Here is a 2,407-nt window from a genome sequence, read left to right on the forward strand (position 1 = left end):
GTCCGCCTGATGGACCACGGCCTCGCGATCGCCGAGATCGGGGGCGTCCACGAGCAGGTGAGCGTGGCGCAGGTGTGGGGCTGGGCGTGGATGGCCGCCGCCGTGCTGTGCCTGGTCCAGGCGTGGAGCAACCACGACCGTGTGGCCTTCTCGGTCACCGTCGCGCTCTTTCTGCTGTGGGCGCTTTTGTACGTGGTGGACTGGCTCGGCCAGGACACGCCGCGGTCGTGGCTGGCGGCGGCCCTGTACGCGGTGTTCGGCATGTGGCTGACCATCATCGCCACCTGGCCGGAGTCCTCGGAGCTGCCCCGCCCGCCGCCGCGCCCCTCAGACGCGGTGGTGACCGCCGACAGCGCCGGGCGAATCAGCTCCTGGCCGCGCGCGGCAGAGCGGATGTTCGGCCGATGCGCCGCCGCCGTGATCGGCGAGCCGCTGACCATCTTGATGCCGCAGCGCTACGTGCACGCGCACCTGGCCGGGCTGGACAGGATCCGGGCCGGCGGCGCGCCGAGCATGACCGGGCGGGCGTTGGAGTTGGTGGCGGTCGACGCCGCGGGCGCCGAGTTCCCGGTGGAGCTGACCCTGGTCGTTCACGCGTCCGCCGCAGGGCCCACCTTCTCGGCGGTCATCCGCGACATGCGGGGTGAGCCGTGAACCCGCTGGTCGTCCAGGTCATCGTGGCCGCTGTCCCCATCGCGGTCGCGGTGTTCAGCTTCCTGGCAGCCACCAAGGCCAACCGGGTCAACGCCGAGGCCAACGAAAGGATCGCCGCCCGTTCGGCCGAGCTGGAGAGGAGCAAGGTCGACGCCGAGGCCTTCCAGCGGGCCAAGACCATTTACGAGGACGCCCTGCGCGAGCTGGAAAAGCAGCTCGACCGGGTGCAGGTCCAACTGGAGCGCCTGAACGAGCAGTTGTCCCGGGAGCAGGACACCAGCAACGCGATGCGTAACCAGATCCGGGCGCTCGATGCCCACGTGGCGACCCTGGAGCGCACGGTCGTCGCTTTGCGGCGGCAACTGGTCGCGTCCGGACTCAAGCCCTCCCCACGCCCCATCGGGCCGATACCGCGCATAGAGGGAGACGACTTATGAACGGGCCGATCGAGAGCAAGGTAAAGGCGGCCACGGCGGCGGCCACCGTCTCGGGTTTCCTGGTGTGGCTGCTAGGCGTCTACGTGTTCGGTGGCAACGTTCCGCTGCCGGTCCAGGCGCTGATCTCGCTGGTCGTCCCAGCCGCCCTGACCTACATCGCCGGCTGGCAGGCACCGCACACCGCACGCACCGACCCCACCGCTCTCGCCGCAGGTGACAAGCCGCAATGATGCGGGGCTTGGGGCTGTCGTAGGGATGCCCTACTATGTGTGAAGGCTGCTCTCTCGGCCTGGGTTTGAGGTAGCGCCCGAACGGTGCAGGAACAACTCTCCTCCAAAGAGCCTGCGCTCCCTGGTCTGAGCGACCCACAGGGAAACCGTGTCGGGTATGCGCGCGATAACCGGGCTATGGGGTCTCGCTCACCGTGAGGATCCCGGTTTCCCAAGCCGAGAGTAAACCCGAAGGGGCCTGGGAGGCTCCTGGGTTAAGAGCAGCTCTCGAAGACACAGATGAGCCCCGGCGCCACACGGCGCCGGGGCTCACTTGCGTCTTACCGCTTGACTGGAGCCGACCCCCGGGTTACGGCGAGCACCTGCGGAAACTCCTCACGCAGTCGCTTTTCCAGGTTGGCCTGCGCCTGGTTGGCGGTGGCGCCGGCCTCCAGGTCGACCATGACCTTCGAGGTGAGCTGCCAGAACTTGGTGCCCACGATTTCCTCAGCGGCATGGCGGGGAGTGCGCCGGTGCATCAAGCCGAGGATCTGCTTGAGGTACATGTTCAGCCGGTACCGCTCGCTCTGCGCCTTGATCTCCGCGACAGACCCCTTGTGGTGGTTTTTCTTCTTGAATCCCTTGGCGTCGCGCAGGCGCCGGTCGGCATCTTTCATGAGCCACTGCAACGCGATGGCGGTGTCGCCGATGACATCGGGATGGGCGAACACCCGGTTCCCCGCGCGGTCGGGGTTACGCACGAAAGACGCCAACGTGCCGCGAAACTCGTCCTCGGTCATCTCCAGGAGCACTGCCACCTCGGCCAGTTCCTCCTCGGTGTAGGGCCGCTTGGTCGTCGCCACGATGGCCCGCGGCTGCTGGGGGTTGCCTCGTAGCTGGTAGACCGGGGTTCGCAAAACGATCGACAGCCGTTCCAGCTCGGGTGAGGTCGGTTTGGCGGTGTCGTTCTCGAACGCTTCCAGTTCCTCCTCTGGAACGCCGACGTGCTCGGCTACGCCACGCCGGGCCCCGGCATGCCGTACGCCGAGGGCGCGGTGTGGACCGGCGCGGCGGGATACCCCGCTGGAGGACCGTATCCCGGCGGCA

The 2,407-nt window shown here is 67.9% G+C and carries 4 protein-coding genes; 3 read left to right on the plus strand and 1 reads right to left on the minus strand.

Annotation, left to right across the window (positions count from 1 at the left end):
- The 3 genes from AB0B89_RS35995 to AB0B89_RS36005 form a co-directional block, all read left to right on the plus strand.
- On the plus strand, window positions 1-654 hold a 654-nt coding region (locus AB0B89_RS35995; protein ID WP_358562149.1), incomplete at its 5' end, for a PAS domain S-box protein.
- Window positions 651-1,091, plus strand: coding sequence for a hypothetical protein (locus tag AB0B89_RS36000; protein ID WP_358562152.1), 441 nt, complete (start codon window positions 651-653; stop codon window positions 1,089-1,091). The genes AB0B89_RS35995 and AB0B89_RS36000, both read left to right, overlap by 4 nt.
- Complete coding sequence (locus AB0B89_RS36005; protein WP_358562155.1) at window positions 1,088-1,321, plus strand: hypothetical protein; 234 nt, start codon at window positions 1,088-1,090, stop codon at window positions 1,319-1,321. The genes AB0B89_RS36000 and AB0B89_RS36005 overlap by 4 nt, the downstream gene beginning before the upstream one ends.
- Window positions 1,322-1,641: 320 nt before the next feature.
- On the opposite strand, the gene AB0B89_RS36010 is transcribed toward AB0B89_RS36005, so the two are convergent.
- The coding region (locus AB0B89_RS36010) for a hypothetical protein (RefSeq protein WP_358562158.1) at window positions 1,642-2,407 on the minus strand (766 nt) is incomplete at its 5' end.

The organism is Sphaerisporangium sp. NPDC049002 (assembly GCF_040649355.1).
GTDB lineage: Bacteria > Actinomycetota > Actinomycetes > Streptosporangiales > Streptosporangiaceae > Sphaerisporangium.